Source organism: Amycolatopsis sp. NPDC006131 (genome assembly GCF_040614175.1).
Lineage (GTDB): Bacteria > Actinomycetota > Actinomycetes > Mycobacteriales > Pseudonocardiaceae > Amycolatopsis_E > Amycolatopsis_E tucumanensis.
Window position 1 is genome coordinate 1 of the sequence record NZ_JBEXTX010000231.1, and the last position, 2818, is coordinate 2818.

At 71.9% G+C, this 2818-nt stretch carries 2 protein-coding genes and 1 rRNA gene; 2 read left to right on the forward strand and 1 reads right to left on the reverse strand.

Annotated elements, in window-relative coordinates:
- Window positions 1-187: 187 nt before the first annotated feature.
- Together ABZ215_RS43570 and ABZ215_RS43575 are read left to right on the forward strand one after the other, a co-directional pair.
- On the forward strand, window positions 188-979 hold the full coding sequence (locus ABZ215_RS43570; RefSeq protein ID WP_354956808.1) for a purine-nucleoside phosphorylase: 792 nt from the start codon (window positions 188-190) through the stop codon (window positions 977-979).
- Window positions 976-2616 (forward strand): phospho-sugar mutase, encoded by a 1641-nt coding sequence (locus tag ABZ215_RS43575; RefSeq protein WP_354956810.1) that lies wholly within the window; start codon window positions 976-978, stop codon window positions 2614-2616. The genes ABZ215_RS43570 and ABZ215_RS43575 overlap by 4 nt, the downstream gene beginning before the upstream one ends.
- Window positions 2617-2723: 107 nt before the next feature.
- Here ABZ215_RS43575 and rrf read toward each other — a convergent pair.
- Window positions 2724-2818 (reverse strand): 5S ribosomal RNA (rrf, locus tag ABZ215_RS43580); the annotation flags it as partial.

Genomic DNA, 2818 nt, shown 5'->3' on the forward strand with positions numbered 1-2818 from the left:
CGCCTTCCGGTTTGTGCATATCACCTTGAGCCAGGGCCGCAAGGTTGGCCTGTTCGGCCGCCGGTGAGCACGGAGGTTGCGGCCCTGGCTCAAGGTGATCGCGCCGGTGTCAGGCGACGGGATGACCACCCAGCTTCTTGGGTTGGGTTGGGGCACGGCGGCAGCGCACCGCTGGGAAGATGGGCCCATGACCGAACAAGATGTGGCGTCGGCTGCTGCCGCCACCATCGCGGAGCGCACCGGGTTCGCCAAGCACGACATCGCAGTGGTGCTGGGCTCCGGGTGGCGTCCCGCGGCGGACGTGATCGGCGAGCCCGAGGCGGAGATCCCGCTCGGTGAGCTGCCCGGCTTCGAGACCCCGACCGCCGTCGGGCACGGCGGCACCGTCCGCTCCGTGGACGTGAACGGCAAGCGCACCCTGGTGCTCCTCGGCCGCACCCACCTGTACGAGGGCAAGGGCGTTGGGCGCGTCGTGCACAACGTGCGGACGGCCGCCGCCGCGGGGGTGAAGTCCGTTCTGCTCACCAACGCCGCAGGCGGGCTGCGCGACGACTACCAGGTCGGCCAGCCCGTGCTGATCTGCGACCACCTCAACATGACCGCGACCTCCCCCATCACCGGCGCGAACTTCGTCGACCTGGTCGACCTGTACTCGCACCGCCTGCGTGACCTCGCGCGCGAGATCGATCCGAGCCTCACCGAGGGCGTCTACGCCGGCCTGCCCGGCCCCCACTTCGAGACCCCCGCCGAGATCCGCATGCTGCGCAGGCTCGGCGCCGACCTGGTCGGCATGTCGACCGTCCTCGAAGCGATCGCCGCGCGCGCCGCCGGTGTCGAGGTGTTCGGGCTGTCCCTGGTGACCAACCTGGCCGCGGGCATGACCGGCGAACCGTTGAGCCACCAGGAGGTCCTGGAGGCCGGACGCGCGTCGGCCGAGAAGATGGGCACCCTGCTGCGCCGGCTCGTCGCGCGCGCATGAGCCGCCTCACCCCCGAACTCCGTGACCGCGCGATCCGCTGGATCGCGGACGACGTCGACCCGGCCGCGCGGCAGGAGTTGCAGGCCGTGCTCGCCGCTGCGATGAACGGCGCCTCCGACGCGGTGGCCGACCTCGCCGACCGGATGGCCGGTCCGCTCGAGTTCGGCACCGCCGGGTTGCGCGGCCCCGTCCGGGCCGGACCGAACGGCATGAACACCGCCGTCGTCGTCCGCACCACCGCCGGGGTCGCGACCTGGCTGACCGCGCACGGCCACGCCGGCCGGATCGTCGTCGTCGGCCGGGACGCCCGGCACGGCTCGGCGGAGTTCGCGACCGCGGCGGCCGAGGTGCTGCACGCGGCCGGGTTCGACGTCCGGGTCCTGCCCCGCCCCCTGCCGACGCCGCTGGTGGCGTTCGCGACGAAGCACCTCGGCGCGGCCGCGGGCATCCAGATCACCGCGTCGCACAACCCGCCCGCCGACAACGGCTACAAGCTCTACGACGACGTCGCGATCCAGATCGTGCCGCCCGCCGACGGCGAAATCGAAGCCGCGATCGCCGCCGCTCCCGGCGCGATCAGTGTGCCCCGCAAACCGGGTGCGACGGTGCTCGGCGACGAGATCCTCGACGAGTACCTGTACCGGGTGTCCCAGGTCCCCCGGTCGCCGCACCGCGGGCTGCGGATCGCCGCGACCGCCCTGCACGGCGTCGGCGCCGAGGTCCTGCGTGAAGCCCTGTCCCGGGCCGGGTTCACCGACGTGCACCTGGTGGCCGAACAGTCGGCGCCGGACGCGGACTTCCCGACGGTGTCCTTCCCCAACCCGGAAGAGCCGGGCGCGACGGACCTGCTGCTCGCGCTGGCCGCGGAGGTCGACGCCGACCTCGCCATCGCGCTGGACCCGGACGCGGATCGCTGCGCGGTCGGTGTGCGGGACGCGACCGGTGAGTGGCGCATGCTCCGCGGGGACGAGACCGGGGTCCTGCTCGGCGAGTACGTCCTGTCGACGACGAGCAACCCGGACCCGCTGGTGGCGACGACGATCGTGTCGGCCGCCATGCTGGGCGACATCGCCAGGGCTCGCGGCGCCCGGTATGCGGAGACCCTGACGGGCTTCAAGTGGCTGACCCGCTCCGGCGACGGGCTGGTGTTCGCCTACGAGGAGGCGCTGGGACTGTGTGTGAACCCGGACTTCGTGCGGGACAAGGACGGCATCGCCGCGGCGACCCTCGCCTGTGATCTGGCCGCGAAGCTGAAGGCCGAGGGCCGGTCGCTGCTCGACGAGCTGGACCGGCTGGCCGTCGCGCGCGGGGTGTACGTCACGGACCAGGTGTCGTTGCGGGTGACGGACTTGTCGGTCCGCGGGCAGCTCATGGCACGCCTGCGGAAGTCGCCGCCGACCGAGCTGGCCGGCGCGGCCGTGGAGATGGAGGACCTGTTGCCGGAGACGGATGCGTTGCGCATCGCCGGCGGCGGGTTGCGGGTCGTGATCCGCCCGTCGGGCACCGAGCCGAAGTTGAAGTGCTACCTGCAGGTGACGCGGCCGGTGCCGGATGAGGCGGCTTTGGCTGAGGTACGAGTGGATGCGACGTCGACGATGGCGGCGTTGCGCGCCGACGTGGAGGCTCTGCTGGCTTGACCGTGCGGTGCTGCCCTCTCATCCGGGGCAGCACCGCACCACAAAAAGCTCGAGGCCCCGGGAGAACTTCTCACAGTTCTCGACCGGGGCCTCGAGTATCAAGTTAAGTTCGGCGGTGTCCTACTCTCCCACACCCGCGGGGGTGCAGTACCATCGGCGCTGGCAGGCTTAGCTTCCGGGTTCGGAATGGGACCGGGCGTTT